General features: G+C 61.3%; 1 protein-coding gene. It reads right to left on the bottom strand.

From position 1 onward, the window contains the following. A partial coding sequence (locus tag XcuCFBP2542_RS18875) for an AHH domain-containing protein (RefSeq protein ID WP_146090373.1) occupies positions 1 to 1,401 on the bottom strand: 1,401 nt, incomplete at its 3' end. Positions 1,402 to 1,477: the final 76 nt, after the last annotated feature.

The following is a 1,477-nucleotide window of genomic DNA, read 5'->3' as shown; positions in this document are numbered from 1 at the left end:
CTTCCAGTCGGCAGGACTCAGGCTGGGGCGATCGGTGGCGTTGGCCGACTGTCGATAAGGATCGACCGGATCGGGTGCGTCTTTCAGCGCCAGTGCTGCAGCGACATTGGTCGCCTGGTAGTTGAGTTCTCGGGCCTTGGCGAAGCTGGCGACGATCGGCGTGGCGGTGGGGTTGTCAACGCCATCGGCGGTGGTGTCTGCCTTGCCCTCGCGTGCCCAGGCAGTGCCGTTGAACGCCCACTTGGTGCCATCGCCATCGGTCTGCCGGTAGATCGCGCGGTTGTCGAGCAGCGCGGCGGCCTTCTCGCCGGCCACGCTCATAAAATAGGCATCGGCGGCGATCAGCACCATCGGCCCGGCGCCGGAGCTGCCCAGCGCGTAGGCCGCCGCGCTACCGCCGGCCCAGCCACCGACATTGCGCCCGGCGAAATGCGCCAGCTCCGAGCGCGAGGCGAGCGGGTTGTCCTGGCCCAGCAGCTGCGTGGCGCGCTGGCCGGAGACAATGGTGTCGGCGACGGTCGCGAACAGGCCGGCCGTGCGGAGCGCCTGGCCTGCGGACAGATCGCCGGCTAGTAGCTCTGCTGTGGCGAAGCCGCGCTGCGATACTGGTGTGTACGACGGATGCGATGTGGCGCCTGCGCCTTGGCGGATGCTGCGCGCAGCACCGCCGATGGTTGTCGGCGTGTCATCCAAGACCTGCTGTACCAAGGCCGCGTTGGACTCGGATAACGTCACGCGCCCGGCATCCTCGGCCTGCGCGATGGCCATGCGAAATTCCTCGCGGCCGGCGATTTCGCGGGCGACGGGATCTGGATCACCGGGAACAGCGACCAGATTGGTCGAGGTGCGCTGTTTGGCGAGGATCACCGCAGCGATGCGTTGCTCAGAGCGGATGATAGCGAGCCATTCGGACTCGATGTCATTCGTGGCACGCAAGATCTTCAACTGCTGCGAATGATCGATGCGATACTGGTCGTACTCGGAAAAAATCTTGTTGTTCTGGGCCTTGGTCTCCTTTTTGGTCAGGCTATCTGGTCTTGTCGCGTAAAGATCACCATTGTCGAGCGCGATTTTGAGGGTGTCTTGCAGGTCACGAACTTCCGCCGCCACGCGCTTCAAGGCCGCCGTGTCATCGCGCATGGCGGCGCGGCCCACGGCAGAGTCAAGGATTTCCTTGAGACTGCGATTAACGCCTGTCGTATATGAGCTCAGCGTTCGTCCTCTGTGAGGCGAGATTGCAAGTTCATTGGCTAGATCGCCCTCCACCGGAAGGTAGATCCGATTGGCTGAAATATCTTGATTTATCAGTCCGTGCTCGACCAACTTCTTGAGAAGAATGTGGTCTCGGAAGATGCTTTTCTCAATGACGTGATGACTATGAAGAGTGGTGGATTCACTCACGAAGTGCAAGGGTATCGTAGTTGAAAAAGACCTCGGCTGGAGTGAGATAGCTCAATCGTTTTCTGGGTCGGTTGTT

Origin of the sequence: Xanthomonas cucurbitae (assembly GCF_002939885.1) — a bacterium.
In the GTDB taxonomy this organism is placed as follows: Bacteria; Pseudomonadota; Gammaproteobacteria; order Xanthomonadales; family Xanthomonadaceae; genus Xanthomonas; species Xanthomonas cucurbitae.
Note: the sequence above shows the minus strand (reverse complement) of the source record. Positions and strands in the feature narration are given on the sequence as shown.